Here is a 13,555-nt window from a genome sequence, read left to right as displayed (position 1 = left end):
CCATGCCCCGCATCGCCCGCCTCGCCGTCCCCGCCCGGGTCCTGGTCTTGGTCCTGGTCCTGGCCGTGCAGGCCTTGGCCGCGAGCGCCGCGCTGGCCCAGAGCAGTCCGGCCTTCGGCCCGCTGGCTTCGCCCGCGGCCGCCGCACCCGGCGACGACATGCCGCTGGCCGACTACCTCGGCCTGCTCCGGCAGATCGCCCCGGCCGCCGAACAGGGCGCGCGCACCTACCTCGCCGCCATGCAGCTGCGCTGCGGCCGCGCGCCGACCACGGCCGAACTGCGGCAGGCCATGTCCGAGGGTGACGGCCACCCGGCGCTCATGGCCCTGATCCGGGCGGCCCATCTGCAGGACACGGCAGCGCGCGATCGGATGATCGCGCAGATCCCGTGCCCCCGCGGAGGTGCACGATGAACGCCCGCGTTCTGCTCGCGTCCGCCGTGCTGGCCGGCCTCGGGCCGGGCGCGCACGCCACCGACCTCGGCATCCTGGGGCCGACCTACGAGATCGCCGAGCCGCATCTGCTGCGCATGATCGAAGAGCGATTGCGCGAGAAGGAACGCTCGGGCGAGCTCGCCCGCATCGAGCAGGAGGCGCGCGAGCGCGGCGCCGACGCGGTCCGCCATCCTGCGCCGGTCGCGGGCCTGCGCACCACGGCCGCGCCGCGCACCTTCTACTTCGACCCCACATACACGCTGGACCGCAATGTCCTCGGCGCCCAGGGCGAACTGCTGTTCGCCGCGGGCACCCGGGCCAATCCCCTGGACATCGTGTCCCTGTCGCGCCACCTCCTCTTCTTCGACGCGCGCGACAGCCGCCAGGTGCGCCGCGCGCGGGAACTGATGGCGCATTACCAGGGCAAGCTCAAGCCGATCCTGACTGGCGGGTCGTACCTGGACCTCATGAAGTCCTGGCGCATCCCCGTCTACTACGACCAGCAAGGGCTGCTCACGCGCCGGCTCGGCATCACCCAGGTTCCCGCCCTCGTCTCGCAGGAGGGCAAGCGGCTGCGCATCGACGAGATCGAGGTGACCCGATGAAGCCCCTCTGGACCATCTCCACGCTGCGTTGGCTGGCCGGTCTCGTGATGGCCTCCGCCTGCGCCACTGCGGGCGCGACCACCTGCACTGGCAAGTTCCCGAACCCCATCACGGATATCTGCTGGTCTTGCATCCTGCCGTTGAGCATCGGCGGCGCGCGCGTCGGCGATTTCGGCGCCCAGGAGGACATCGACAACCCCGGCAGCCCGCTGTGCACCTGCGGCGTCAACCCCGTCATCGGAATCACGGTCGGTTTCTGGGAGCCTGCGCGCCACGTCGAGGCCGTGCGCAAGCCCTTCTGCCTGGCCTCGCTCGGCGGCATCGACCTCGACCCCGGCATCCCGGCGCCGGAGGCCGCGCGGTTCACGCGGCCCGAAGGGGATGGCGACGGCAGCAGCTTCTACCAGGCCCACTTCTACGTGAACCCCGTCCTCTATTACCTGGAGGTCGTCACCGACTTCCCCTGCCTGGAGAAGGGCTCATTCGACCTCGCGTACCTGACCGAGGTCGATCCGCTCTGGGCCGACGACGAGCTCACGCTGATCATCAATCCGGACGCGGTGCTGTTCGCCAACCCCGTGGCGATCGCGGCCTGCGCGGCCGACTGCGTGGCCGCCTCGCTGGGCTTCGGCATCCGCGAGATGTTCTGGTGCGCCGGCTGCCAGGGCGGCCTCTACCCCATGAACGGCCACGTGCCCTACCACATGGGCGGGGTGCGCACCGCCGCCCTGATGGCCCAGCGGCTCACGGCCAAGATGCACCGCGAGCTCATCGCGTGGGGCTGGCACGGCCAGGCCGGCCTGTGCGGGCCGTACTTCATGCCGGTCATGGACAAGGCGGCCTACAAGACCCAGCTCACCTACCCCATCCCCAACACGTCCAAGGAAGCCGGCAAGTGCTGCCAGCCCTTCGGGCGCCAGACCGTCACCTGGGGCGCCGGCAAGGAATACCCGGTGCGCGGCGAGGACTTCGCCTTCATGTTGTTTCGCAAAAGGAACTGCTGTGTGGGCTACTGACATGCTTCGCGGACGCCGGCTCGTCCTCGCTTGCGCCCTCGCGCTGTACGCGGTGGCTGCGCCGTCTGCGGGCCCTGGCGGCCCCGTCATCACCGATGCCGACCTCGAGCGGGCGCGACGCGCGCAGCCCAGCGTCTCCGACCAGGACATCGAGCAGGCGCGGCGCAGGCACCGGATGCCGGGCGATGCCGAGCTCAAGGCCACGCCCGTGCCGCCAGCGCCTGCCATCGACGCCCTGCCCCAGCCGGCGACGCGCGCCCCGATCGACCTGGAGGCCCTGGCGCGCGGCTATGCTGCGCAGTCCGACGCGATGCAGGACGCAGCGGGGCTTGCGCAGGGGCCTGGCCTGATGGTCTTCGTCAGCCTCTCGATGCCGCGGCCCACGTTGGAGCGCCTGGTCGACCAGGCGGCGCGTGCCCGCGCATCGGTGATCCTCCGCGGCCTCGCCCAGGGCTCCCTGCGCGCGACCGTGGCCCAGGTGCAGCCGCTGATCGGCACGCGCCAGGTCTCGGTGCAGATCGACCCCCAGGCCTTCGACCGCTTCGCGATCGAGCGCGTGCCCAGCTTCGTGCTGGTGCGTGACGGCACGCGGCCGGTTTCCTGTGCTAGCGGCACCTGCGCGCCGCCCGAGGCCTTCCTGCGCACGGCCGGCGACGTGAGCCTGGACTATGCGCTGGAGCACATGGTGCGCGCCGCCCCGGCCTTCCGCGCCGATGCTGCGGCGTTCCTGCAGCGGCTGAAGCCGTAGGAGACCGCCATGCGCCCCGTCCTCACCCTTCTCCTGCGCCGGGCCGTGGTCTGGTTCACGCTGGCCTGCTTCGTCACGACGCAGACTGCGGCCCAGACCCCGCACGCCGAGGGCACTGCGGCGGGCCAGGCCGCCAACCCGGTGATCCGCGGCGCGATCAACACCCCCGGCGCCTCGGCCGTGGTGCCGGGCTACACGACCGCACCGCCCGAGCGGCTCTATTACGGGCAGCCCAACCTCTCGGGCCAGACCAGCGCCAGGCTCGCTGGATGCGCACTGACGCCCGACGATCCGGTGTGCCAGGCGCTGCTCGGTGCGCGGGCCTCGGCCAACATGCCGCGCGACCCGATTTCGCCGTACGACCCGGCCGTGCTCGGGGCGCGACGCATTGCGGCCAACCCTTCCACCCAGCTGGAGGACATCGCCACCTACTACGCCGGCTGCCAGGTCGATACCGTGGCGACCCCTGCGGCCGAAACCCGGGTGTGCAGGCAGTACACCGGCGCGTCCGCGCAGTCCTGCGCGCGCACCCTGTCGGTGTCGGTCTCGCGCACGAGCAGTTGCTCGCCCGGCGAGTGGTTTGCCCAAGCGGTCTCGGGTTCCATCGGCCTGGGGGTCCAGTGCAAGCCCGACCTGCCCGCCTCCCAGCAGCGCATGCGCGTCACGGCCACGGGCGTGCCGGTGGCCTTCATGGACGTCGACATGACCACCGCGTACGTGTTTCCGCAGATGGTCGCGCCGCTGCCAGGCGGCGACCCGCTGGGCGGGGGCGGCAACGGCCTGTGGGTCGCCAACAACCGCTGCAACGGCGACGACTGCCGTGTCACGGGCTTCATCGCGCAGCCCTACCGGCAGGTCTGCACGGGCGGGGGCGGCGATTCGGGCGACATGAGCTGCACGAGCGAACGGCCTTTCCTCGAAGTCTACGGCGCCTGCCCCGCCGGCACGCAGAGCGGCGATCGGATTGCCCACACGACCGGCTCCGCCGGCGATGTCGGGGATGTCCAGACCACCTATCTCGAGGAAGGCCGCTGCTATGCGCCCAGCAACGATCCAGGGGATGCCCCCGGCGAGGACATCACGCGCACGCTCTCGGGATCGTATTGGCGGACGGCCGGCGACCGCCCCGTGGTGGGCTTCCGCCTCAACCCGTTGTACGGCTACATCCCGCAGATGACGCTCGCGTACGAGCGGCCGCACACGACCGTCACCGAAGCCGACCAGTGGGACGATCAATGCCCGGCGCTGGACAGCGACGGACGCTGCGCGGTCGCCGGCGCCGCGCGCTGCGTCGACGGGCCCGCGACCAAGGTGATCGACGGGGCCTCGGTCACGCGCGCCTGCTGGCGCTACGAGACGTCGCTGTCCTGCCAGTACGGCGCGCCCACCGACGAATGCGCGCCCCTCGCCGCCTCGGGCTGCACGCCGGTCGGCACGACCTGCCGCCAGATGAACCCGGCCACGGGGATCTGCGAGATCGCAGAGAACACCTACCGCTGCGCGGTGGCACCGGGATCCGCGGCCACGGCCCGCAATTGCCCGAGCGACGTCTTCTGCATCGCGGGAAGCTGCTTCAACACCACGTACACCAACGACGCGGACTTCGCCCGCGCCATGTCGTTCCTGGAGGCCGGACGCGAGGCCGGCGTCTACCTCGACACCGACAACCTGCAGGTGTTCCGGGGCGAGGCCAACCGCTGCCGCGACCGGCTGCTCAAGAACTGCTGCTCGTCGGATTCGGCCGGCAAGGGCATGAGCAACCAGAGCATGTTCGGCGTCGGGTCGAGGCTGGTCTACGACGCCCTCATGAACTCCGGCAACCGCCAGTTCCTGTACCAGGGCATGCAGGCGCTGCTGATGGGCGGCGGGTTCTCGGGCAGCTTCACCAGCTACGGCGTCACGGTCGCGGTGAACGGCGCGGCCCTGCCTGCCGGCTCATCCGTGCTCTATGCGGGCGAGAGCGTGGTGGTCGCCTTCGACCCCTGGAGCCTGGTCATCGCGATCGTGATCTACGTGGTGATGTCCGCGATCTCCTGTGACGAGGAGGAAGGCAAGCTCGCCATGAAGGAAGGCGCCCGGCTGTGCCACACGGTCGGGACCTACTGCTCGTCGTGCATCCGCATCCTCGGCAAGTGCGTCTCCTGCACCACGCACACGACGACGAAGTGCTGCTTCAACTCGGTCCTGGCCCGGATCATCAACGAGCAGGGGCGCCTGCAGGTCATGAAGTGGTGGGGCACCGCGGAGATGCCGGACTGCTCGGGCTTCACGATCGCGCAGCTGCAGAGCCTGGACTTCGCGCGCATGGACCTGACCGAGTTCTACGCCTCGATCGTGCCCACCCTGCCCAACGTCGGCGCCATGCAGGGCGGCGCCGTCGGCCGCGCGGGCAACTGCTACTACGGCGAAGGGAGGTGCCAGTGAACACCGTCGCGCGCATCGGAAGCGCATGCCTCGGCGGCGCTCTGCTCTCCTTCCTCGCCGCGGCGCCACGCGCGGACATCGTCCGCACCCCCGTGGCGGACGCGCGCCCCGTCATGCTGGCGGCCTTGCGGTCCGCCGACGGCACCGCCCATGGCGTGCTCACCGGCGAGATCGCGGAGGCGATCACGAAGCGCTTCGAGGCCACGTCGCCGATCTACATCGACGTCTCTACCGAGAAGCGCTACCGCCAGCCCGGCTGCAGCCGCCTGAAGGTCCTGTTCTGGCAGGAAGGCGTGAAGCTGCCCGACGTGGCCGCACCGCGCAAGCAGACGATCGAGTTCGGCATCAACTACTGCCTCGACGGCCTGCCGCCGAAGTCACTTCTGTGAGGGCGCGCCATGACCATCCGCCTCTGCCGCGCATTCGTCTCCCGGCTTGGCTGCCTGGCTCTGGCGTTGCTAGCCGCGGTTGCAGCGGCCCAGAACGCGGGCCCCGGCGCCGCGTACGACGAGCCGCGTCCGTACTGGACCGACGGCTGGCGCGGCTGGCACTTCTACGAGGATCCGCCGGCCGAGGAGCGGCAAGCCGCTCCCCGACCTGCCCCAGCCCTGCCCGCCCGGCCGCAGGCAGCACCCCGCCCGCCCGAGCTCGTCGAATTCGAGCGGCTGCAGAAGACCCTTGAGGAGCTGCGCAACATCGCGATCATGCGCCCGACGGAGCGCAACGTTCGCCGCTACATGGAACTGGAGATGCAGGTGGTGAACCGCGCCTCCTACTTCGCCGATGTCGCGCAGCGGGTGGCCTGGGCCACCCCTGAGCTGGACCCGACGCTGCAGGGCCGGCCGGTCAATGCGCAGGCGCTGGAAGTGTTCGAGCAGCAGCAGCGAAGTGACCGCTCGGCTTCGGTCGCCACGCTGGGCCGCGACCATGTGCTCATCTTCTTCTTCCGCAGCGACTGCCCGTACTGCCACGCGTTCGCACCCACCCTGCAGGCCTTCGAGGCGCGCCATGGCATCCAGGTGGTTCCCGTGAGCGTCGACGGCGGCCCGATGCCGGGCTTCCCGCGCGCCCGGCGCGACAACGGCATCGCCACGGCCTTGCAGGTCACCCAGGTGCCGGCCGTGTTCCTGGCCCGGCCCGCCACCGGAAAGATCACCCCGATCGGATCCGGCGTGCTCTCCGAGTCGCAGCTGCTCGAGCGCATCGCCATCGTCTCGTCGCCCTCGGGCGAAGCCATGCTGCCCGGCGCGACCCAGCACCTGGCGCTGCCATAGGAGGTTCCCATGCCCCGCCGCTCCCGAACCATTCATTCCCGCAAGGCCATCGCGTTGGCCGTTGCCCTGGCGACGCTGTCCGCCACGGTGCCCGCGCGCGCCGATCTCAACAGCGAGGTCAACGACATGTTCAACAACCTGGGCGCGATCGGGAACTACACCGCGCCGGGCGCGTTCCGCGGACAGACCTACAACACCTATACCGGCGGCTCGCTCATGATGCGCTCGCCCAACAAGGTCTACCAGCTCGCGGCGATCCAGTTCCCCAGCGCGAAGGCCGGATGCGGCGGGATCGACGTCTTCGGAGGCTCTTTCTCGCACATCTCCGCGCAGGAGTTCAAAAACCTCTTGCGCAACATCACGGCGGCGCTGCCCGGGATCGCGTTCCAGCTCGCGCTGGAGGCCGTCTCCCCGCTGCTGGGCGGCTTGACCAAGTGGGCCAAGGGGCTGGAGACCTGGATCAACAATGCCCGCATCAACTCGTGCGAGACCGCGAAGGCGATCGTCAGCACCGCCGCGGAGGCGGTGGGCTACAGCTCGCAGGAGACCTGCTCGGACCTGGCGATGGAGATGGGGCTGGAGAGCGACCGCGACGCGGCGCGCCGCCGGTGCTCGACCGACCGGCCCAGCATCCTGGCTTCGGCCCGTTCGTCGGGCGACGCCAACGTGCGCAACAAGGCCCCTTTCGTGGGCAACCTGACCTGGAAGGCGCTGCAGTACACCGGCGCCTTCCTCGACGATGCGGGGCGCGAGCTGATCATGAGCATGGTCGGGACCGTCATCTACTACCCCGAGGAATCGGGGCGCGACCCCGAGCCCGTCGCCCCGACCCTGACGTCGATCAGCCAGTTGCTCTACGGCCAGGCGGCCGGCTCCGGCAACAACGTCATCCAGCATCTGCTGCGCTGCAACGACTACACGAGCTGCGACGTGGTCTCGCTCAACACCGCGTACAACCACGTGCCGTTCACGGCGCGCGTGGAGACAATGATGCGCTCGATCGCGGACCGCATCGCCACGCGCACGCCGATCCCGAACAACTCGGCCGAGGTGGGCTTCGTGAACCAGACGACGGAGCCGGTCTACAAGATGCTCTCGGTCGGCACCAGCATCCCGGGCTCGGGCCTCGCCGACAGCCTGATCGGCCAGTACCGGGACGTGATCGCGGCGGACTATGCCTACGTCTTCCTCGAACGCAACCTGCGCCTCGGCATGGCAGCGCTGGCGAAGGACTACACGCTGCAACAGACGCAGCGCGAGCAGGCCAACCAGATCCGCCAGCGCGCGCAGGCCATCCTGCTGCAGATCTCCCAGGAAAAGAACCTCCTGTACCAAAAGGTCGGCTCCTACCGCGCCGTCGCCACCCACCTCGAGCAACTGGAGCGGCAATTGCGCTCCAGCATGCCCCAGCACGTGATGGACATGCTCGGCCAGCAGGCCGCGTACATGGGCCGCTGAGACGCAGCCGGAGGCCGCCGTGTGGGAGATCTACGCCTACCAGAACTCGGACAGCCTGTATGGGGTGTTCAATGCAGCCGCGGCCATCCACGCCTCAGGCGACTATGCCTCGGCCGTCGCCGCGGTGGCCTTCTGCGGCTTCGTGGCGGCATTGATCGCGTATGCGTTCGCACCCGAGAAGCTGCAAGGATGGAAGTGGCTGGCCTCGGTGGTCCTGATCTTCGGCATCCTGATCGTGCCGAAGGTGACCGTGGGCATCGTGGACAAGACGGGCGGTTCCGCCGTGAAGGTGGTCGACAACGTGCCCTTTGGGGTGGCCCTGCTGGGCAGCCTGACCAGCACCATCGGGCACACGCTCACGGGGCTTTTCGAGACGGCGTTCCAGGTAATACCGGGCGCGGGCGCCTTGCCGGACGAACTCTCCTACCAGCAGAACGGCCTGATGTTCGGCAACCGGCTCGTGCGCGAAACCGGCAACGTGGTGTTCCAGGACCCGGCCTTCAGGACGGACCTCGTGAATTTCATCCACAACTGCACCACCTTTGACCTGATCGACGGATCGCTCGATCCAGCGGTCTTCTCGGCCTCGGACGACGTTTGGCCGCTGATGGCCTCGCCCAATCCGGCGAGGTTCAGCACGCTCACGGGCGCGGGCGGAGCCGTCGGCGTCGACACCTGCCCGAACGTCTACCAGAGTCTCAACGGTCGGCTGCCGGCCCAGTTGCAGCGCATCCAGGGGCGCCTGGCGTTCCAGCTCAACCCGACGCTGCCCGGCACCGCCGCGGCGGCCGCGATCGCCGGCCAGATCCAGCAGGCCTACCTCAAGAACAACATCGCCAATGCCTCGGCCACCGCCGCCGACATCATCCGCCAGAACGCGATGCTCAATGCCCTGGACGACACCGGGAAGATCGTCGGGCAGAAGGTCAACGACCCGGCCGCCATGGTGTTGGCCGTGGGCAGGGCACAGGCCGTGGCCCAGATGAACGCAGCGTGGCTCAACTACGGCAAGGTGGCCGAGCAGGCGCTTCCGGTCTTCCGCAACGTCATCGAGGCTGTCACGTACGCGATGTTCCCTCTCTTCGTGCTCTTGCTGCTGCTCACGAGCGGACGCGAGACGATGATGGCGTTCAAAGGCTACGCGTCCATCCTCATCTGGATTCAGCTTTGGCCCCCCCTCTACGCCATCCTCAACTACATGGCCTCGATCTACGCGGCCTACGACCTGGCGGCTGCGGCGGACCTCGGCACCGGCGCGAAGGCATTGGCTCTGCAGACCGCCTCGGTCATCTATTCCCGTGCGCTGTCGGGTGAGGCGATCGTGGGCTACCTGGCGATCAGCATCCCGTTCGTTGCGTGGGCCGCGCTCAAGCGCATGGAGAACTTCGGCACGGCGCTGGTCGGCGGCCTGTCAGGTCTGCAAGCCGCCCTGTCGGGCGCGACCTCGGCGTCGACCGTCGGCAACACGTCGCTGGGCAACGTTTCGATGGACCAGATGCAACTTGCGCCGAACCGCACCTCGGCCTTCATGGGGAGCTGGCAGCACGACCTGAGCGGCAACACCTTTTCGTCGAACGCGCTCACCGGCAGGACGGCGGTCAGCCTGCTGCGCAACCAAGGCTTCGCCTCGCGGGTGGTCTCCATGCGGGTGTCGGAGCAGGACGTGCAGGATGCGAGCCGGCAGGTGGACGCCGCGCGCAGCGAGGCTGTCGCGGCGAGCAGCGAGCGCTCGGCGGTGCTGGCGGAGGCGTTCACGAAGGGCGTGGCCAAGCTGCGCTCATCGCGCAGCAGCACCGGCTCCACGTCGAGCAGCTTCGAGCAGTTCGGCGAAACGCTCAACCGGCTGGACCAGATCAGCAAGAGCGTGGCGGACTCCACAGGCCTAACGCAGTCGCAGGTCGCGCGGATTGCTCTCGGAGCTTCAGGGCATTTGGGAGTCAACACGCCGATCGCTGGCCTTTCAGGCAACGCGGCGGCCGACAAAAGCTACGCCTCTAGCCTCTCAGCTGAAGAGCGGAAGGTCATCGGAAGCATGACGAGCAATCAGCTTGCTGAGTTCAAGCAGTTCGGCGATCGCATGTCAAGAGACAGGAGCTTCATGAGCGTCGTTGCCAGCGATGCACGTGAGGCGCAGGATCTCGCAGCCCGCCTGTCGGCGAGCACTGCACGCTCGGAACGAGCTGACGCCAGCCTATCAGAGCGAAGCTCGTTCGCTGAACGTGTGTCGACAGCCTACGATCGAGGTGAAACGATATCCATCGATATCGCCCAAGACCCGCACAACCTCGCAATGTTCACTCGCTATGCGGAACAGTATGGAGGAAGCAGTGCCTCGGCACGCGTGCTCATGGAGGCAGAGTTGGCGCGGCAGTCCTTGCGACCGAATCGCGTGTTCTCGGATGGAACGGCCGTGCCCACGGCCTTCGGTGACCTGCAAGCCCGGCATCTACAGAACTCCGGCGATCCAGCGTTGGCGCCTGACCTCACCGGACGGCACCTGTCAAATCAGGGCGACGTGCGCCGATTCGGAGGCGCTGCACCGCCCACATCGGCAGGACCGAGCACGCCATCGTCGTTACGCGGATCGATTCGCGAGGAAAGCGAGCGCATCAGGGCGAGCACGTCAGCCGATCAAGGCGAATTCGACCGCAAAGCACAAATCACGAGGACACCCGACGGCACTCTCGCGTCTGAGCGCTCACTGATGAGGCAATCTGGCAGACAGATCCAAGAGGATGCCGCGCCACTCATTGACGATGCCAAGAGAGCCGTGAAGGACGCGCTCAGGAAATAGTCACTTCAACCAATTCTGTCAGGGTCGAACATGTGCTTATTCGGCTCGACGTCAGGCATACGCGTAAAGGGTGGCTGACCCTTGTCGCGCCAGTAATTAGCGGCAAGATCACGGCCGGAGGATCCCATCCCAGGAATAGGCTCAATCTCTTCCTCTGTTCGCCATTGGCGACTGAGCTTCGGCTGTTGTTTGCCGATCTGAGATATCCCGCCACCTATTGCTCCGCCGAACAATGCGCCCACGGCCATCATGACGATCCGCAGACCCCAGTCATCGTTGCGGGCAGGCAGATATCCGGCGCCGATGCCCAGCAGCAGGAATAAGAGGAAGATGGCTTTTCGCATAGAACCTCCACGTATGCACCCTATCAGCGATCCGTCGGCAGTCAAGCCCATTGGCGCCCGTCAATGCACTGCGCAAGCAATGGCCGTCACGACCTATCAAGCTCCACCCACCGCACGCCCCTGGGCAATGCCGAACCCAGGCTAGTTCTGTCCCTGGCCAGGATCTCCGTCATCCGATGCAAAGGCTTCCGCGACGATGCCCTCGATCCTGCCCAGTTCCTCCGCAGAGAGGATGTAGGCGACTTCCTTGGCCGTTTTGCGCCGCTCCGGCATCTTGTTGTTGTTCCGGTGGATCCATTGGATCAGCAAATTGATCGTTCGGTTCGGGAGATCGAACTGCCTGTCGATGCGCTCATAGGCCTGATCGTAAGCCTGCAGGTACTGTGCCTCATCGACGAGCGACTGCTGCAATGCGACACGCGCGCATCGGCTCACAAAGGCCGCGGCTTGCGCTCCTGACCAGTGGGCATAGACCATCGGCGTGGAGCGAAAGTCGAAGGCGAAGTCGCCGTCGCCGATGAACTGCACGTCCCACAGCGCTCGCGCCGGTTTGCTGAAGCTCTCCAACGCAGCCAGGTACTGCCGCTCCTCCTGCTTCATCGCCACCGACAGCGGCAAGATGGCCGGGCCGCCTTTCACGTCGGGCAACGCCCCCTTCATGTGCAGGCAGTGGTGCGCCAGCAGCCGCGAGAGTCGGCCATTGCCATCCATGAAAGGGTGGATGAAAACGAAGCCAAAACTCACCAGCGCCGCCTTGATCAGCGGAGGAACGTCGTCCTCGGCGTTCGCCATGCGCATCAGTCCGTCGATCAACGGCAGCATGTGCTCCGGCGAGGGGGGAACATAGCGAACAGCCAACGCGCCGTGCCCCCCCGCGCTGCAGCCAGTTCTGAATGCCACGGAAGCCCCGCTCTGCTCGCAGAGGCGAGCTGATCACGGCGTTCTGCAGTCCGACCAGGTAGCCCTCCGTCAGCGGCGCGCGGTCGCGCAGATGCGCCATCGCCTGCAGGAAAGCCTCCTCCTTCTCTGGGCTCGGCACTTCGTTCTCGATGGCATAGGAATCGCGGGTCTCGCTGAGGTAGGCCCAGGCCATCACCCGATCCATCAGCGACTCGTTCTCCGGCGCCGTCGCCCATTCGCGCAACGAGCGCAGGACGGACTCGCCCTCCTGCGCAAGCTCATCATCGCGCCGGACCACCGGACAGAACTCGTAGGGGCCGATGCCGTTGAAGTTGATCCGGTACTTTTGGCTGCGCTCCCAGGTCTGTCCGGTGAAGTACGCCTTGGGGTCGAAGAAGTCGACATAGTTGCCCGCCGGGCCCGCCAGCGGCAGGTCCAGTTCGACGCCATGGACCTTTTCCCAAAGGTAGGCCGCGCGGCGCACGTAGGCACCCGCCGGAGCGTCGACGATGGCGTCGACCATGTCCTGGGCCGGCAGCAGCCGCAGCGCCTCATGCAGGATCGCCAGTTGCATCGGCTCATGTTTCAGCGCGAAGAGCAGGTGCGGGAGAATGGCATCGGTGGCGGGCGCGATCGCCTTGGGAATCGCAATCAGGTCGGCCATCTCCTCGACCCGAGTCACGGGCTTGATCCTGGCCGGCTTCTCCAGCTCCGGCATGTGCAGCGGGATCTTCGACAACAAGAATTCGTACCCGACCATCGATCACCTCAAAAATCTGTGGAAAGCCATGTTTTTTTGTATATTAAACCTGTTTCTAAGGATTTTTTATACGCAAACTCATTGGCCCCGCCCTCACGGGGCTTGCGACTTCGACCTTGCCTTCGGCGGCACGGGAGTTCACGGGGGTCTGGCGGTTCTGCCGCCGCCGATGTACCTCCATGCTGGCGCGAACCTTCGCCGACCCTGTGGACGTGCTGCCGCGCATGCGAACCTCGCACAAGCTCGGGCATCGTGCGCCGGAGCCTGAAGCGCTACGCTGAAGGTACGGGAGCCCGATCCGGCTGATTTGGGACCGGTCCGTCAAATGACATGTCTCGACGGACTCGATTCGCCTGCAGCTCCCGCACCTGCTTATCTGGGAAGAGCGCCATGCAGGCAGCGTAGCGACGATCCCGAGAACAGCGACGCTCTGCGTTAGCGACGCCACTGCAAACCTCCGCTGAAAGCGGCCGTTTCCGCAGGCACTTTCTCTCACCCGGGTCCGGCAGCCTCATGGCGTGCCAGACTGTCCTTCCACTTCGGCCCGATGGCCGAGCCTTCCGATCTCAGATCGGCGCCGCAAGCGTTACCTGCCTTGATCCCAGCCGCCTTCGGCTGCCATCCACCCCGACGGGAACTTCGCTCCCGCCGGGAGCGGTGTTCCCTTAATCAGGAGAACACCATGAGCATGGCCAATCCCATATCGATAGATCCTGACCAGGCAGCCACGTGGCTGCCGTGGAATGAATACAGTCGCGCCGCCGTCGCGATCCCCGCGAGCGCCGCCTTCCTGGGCTC

General features: G+C 67.3%; 11 protein-coding genes and 1 pseudogene. 9 read left to right on the top strand and 3 right to left on the bottom strand.

Going from position 1 to position 13,555, the window contains the following annotated elements:
• Positions 1-2: 2 nt before the first annotated feature.
• Genes DELCS14_RS08435 through DELCS14_RS08395 form a run of 9 tightly spaced genes read left to right on the top strand, consistent with a single transcriptional unit; the run spans position 3 to position 10,753 of the window.
• The gene (locus tag DELCS14_RS08435; protein WP_013801250.1) at positions 3-413 is read left to right on the top strand and encodes a hypothetical protein; all 411 of its coding nucleotides are present in this window, start codon (positions 3-5) and stop codon (positions 411-413) included.
• Complete coding sequence (gene traW, locus DELCS14_RS08430; protein ID WP_013801249.1) at positions 410-1,039, top strand: type-F conjugative transfer system protein TraW; 630 nt, start codon at positions 410-412, stop codon at positions 1,037-1,039. Before DELCS14_RS08435 ends, traW begins: the two co-directional genes overlap by 4 nt.
• Positions 1,036-2,055, top strand: a complete 1,020-nt coding sequence (locus DELCS14_RS08425; RefSeq protein ID WP_013801248.1) for a TraU family protein — start codon at positions 1,036-1,038, stop codon at positions 2,053-2,055. Before traW ends, DELCS14_RS08425 begins: the two co-directional genes overlap by 4 nt.
• A 1-nt stretch (position 2,056) precedes the next feature.
• A complete protein-coding gene (trbC, locus tag DELCS14_RS08420; RefSeq protein ID WP_013801247.1) occupies positions 2,057-2,803 on the top strand; it encodes a type-F conjugative transfer system pilin assembly protein TrbC in 747 nt (248 codons plus the stop codon).
• Positions 2,804-2,812: 9 nt separating this feature from the next.
• Entirely contained in the window at positions 2,813-5,227 is a 2,415-nt protein-coding gene (gene traN, locus DELCS14_RS08415; RefSeq protein ID WP_013801246.1) for a type-F conjugative transfer system mating-pair stabilization protein TraN, read from the top strand.
• Positions 5,224-5,616, top strand: a complete 393-nt coding sequence (locus DELCS14_RS08410; protein ID WP_013801245.1) for a hypothetical protein — start codon at positions 5,224-5,226, stop codon at positions 5,614-5,616. Before traN ends, DELCS14_RS08410 begins: the two co-directional genes overlap by 4 nt.
• Positions 5,617-5,625: 9 nt before the next feature.
• The gene (traF, locus tag DELCS14_RS08405; protein ID WP_013801244.1) at positions 5,626-6,501 is read left to right on the top strand and encodes a conjugal transfer protein TraF; all 876 of its coding nucleotides are present in this window, start codon (positions 5,626-5,628) and stop codon (positions 6,499-6,501) included.
• A gap of 9 nt (positions 6,502-6,510) precedes the next feature.
• Entirely contained in the window at positions 6,511-7,959 is a 1,449-nt protein-coding gene (locus tag DELCS14_RS08400; protein ID WP_013801243.1) for a conjugal transfer protein TraH, read from the top strand.
• Positions 7,960-7,978: 19 nt separating this feature from the next.
• On the top strand, positions 7,979-10,753 hold the full coding sequence (locus tag DELCS14_RS08395; RefSeq protein WP_013801242.1) for a conjugal transfer protein TraG N-terminal domain-containing protein: 2,775 nt from the start codon (positions 7,979-7,981) through the stop codon (positions 10,751-10,753).
• Between the two features lie 5 nt (positions 10,754-10,758).
• On the opposite strand, the gene DELCS14_RS29750 is transcribed toward DELCS14_RS08395, so the two are convergent.
• From DELCS14_RS29750 to DELCS14_RS31385, 3 genes and pseudogenes are all read right to left on the bottom strand, one after another.
• Entirely contained in the window at positions 10,759-11,097 is a 339-nt protein-coding gene (locus tag DELCS14_RS29750) for a hypothetical protein (protein ID WP_013801241.1), read from the bottom strand.
• A gap of 141 nt (positions 11,098-11,238) precedes the next feature.
• A complete protein-coding gene (locus DELCS14_RS31165; protein WP_228676914.1) occupies positions 11,239-11,508 on the bottom strand; it encodes a hypothetical protein in 270 nt (89 codons plus the stop codon).
• Positions 11,509-11,820: 312 nt separating this feature from the next.
• Positions 11,821-11,895: pseudogene (locus DELCS14_RS31385) on the bottom strand (hypothetical protein); the annotation flags it as partial.
• Positions 11,896-13,555 lie beyond the last annotated feature (1,660 nt).

Source organism: Delftia sp. Cs1-4 (assembly GCF_000214395.1).
Taxonomy (GTDB): domain Bacteria; phylum Pseudomonadota; class Gammaproteobacteria; order Burkholderiales; family Burkholderiaceae_C; genus Comamonas; species Comamonas acidovorans.
Note: the sequence above shows the minus strand (reverse complement) of the source record. Positions and strands in the feature narration are given on the sequence as shown.